The following is a 1215-nucleotide window of genomic DNA, read 5'->3' as shown; positions in this document are numbered from 1 at the left end:
TATTGCCGTTCTAAAAGAAGGAAAATTAGCTTTTACGGACAGGTTTACAAACAACATGGAAGGTTTTATGGATATGCTGCCGCATATTGTGGATACCCATGTTGCAATGGAGGCCACGGGCCCCTACTATTTCCAGCTGGCAAGATTTGTGCATGGTTCAGGCATAAGGGTCTCGGTAGTAAACCCCTGGCTGTACGCAGGTTTGCACAGATGCGGATGTCCCGGACAAAAACGGATAGGAAGGATGCCCTGGTTATAGCAGAGTTTGCACAGATGACCAGTCCCAGGCCGTGGGAGCCGCCAAAGGAGGCAATCCAGCGCATCCGAAACCTGGAAACCTACCTTGGGGGACTAAAACAGCGCAGGCAGATGCTGTCCAACCAGTTGCATGCATTTGAGGCTGCGGGCACAATGGACAAGCTGCTCAACGATGAAATAAGGGGGGAACTGGAAGGCCATGATAAAAGAATTAGGGATATGGAGCTTCAGATAGAAGAACTGATAAAGCAGGACTATGCGGAAATGGCTACCAATATCAGGAGCATACCGGGCATAGGGCCAAGGAGTGTCTCTATGCTCATCACCGCTACAGATGGCTTTAGCATGTTCGAAAACCATAGGCAGGTCATATCCTATTTCGGACTGGCACCAAGGATATATGAATCGGGGGCAAGCGTGAAAGGTAGGGGGCATATCTGCAAAATGGGAATGGGGCAGATAAGAAAAGTTCTATACATGGCCGCTACCTCGGCCATACGCTGCAACAAATCCTGCAAAGATCTTTACGAAAGATTAAGGAGCAGGGGGAAATCATATCGGGTGGCACTGATAGCAGCGGTCAATAAACTTATTAAGCAGGTATTTGCCATAGCTAAATCAGGTGAAGCCTATAAAGCAGAACTTGCCTAATGCTAAATCAAACAGAATATTATTTTAGCAAATTTTAATTTTTATTTGGATTTAAACACAGTTCATGTCGAGGTTACGAGACATCTAATAAATATTAATCGATTCTTCGCTGCGCTCAGAATGACAAAGCGCCAATAGGGAAAGATCCCATAAAGCTATCGATTAGGGTTGCGTCTTACGTTTGAATGACCACAATGCCTAAAAATCCCGCACTACCGTTTAGCAAATCGCTCTTCCGCCTCGGAAACAACTTGCTGCACTACTTTTTGCAACGCACTTGCTTTTGTAGCAACCAACGGATCTTGG

General features: G+C 46.0%; 1 protein-coding gene. It reads left to right on the top strand.

Annotated features, from left to right (window positions below; genetic code table 11):
• The coding region (locus tag DUT69_RS18960) for an IS110 family RNA-guided transposase (RefSeq protein ID WP_240186769.1) at nucleotides 1-909 on the top strand (909 nt) is incomplete at its 5' end.
• Nucleotides 910-1215 lie beyond the last annotated feature (306 nt).

Origin of the sequence: Pedobacter namyangjuensis (genome assembly GCF_003313325.1) — a bacterium.
GTDB classification, from domain to species: domain Bacteria; phylum Bacteroidota; class Bacteroidia; order Sphingobacteriales; family Sphingobacteriaceae; genus Pedobacter; species Pedobacter namyangjuensis.
The sequence above is the reverse complement of the archived record's forward strand: the minus strand, read 5'-3'. Positions and strand labels throughout refer to the sequence as shown.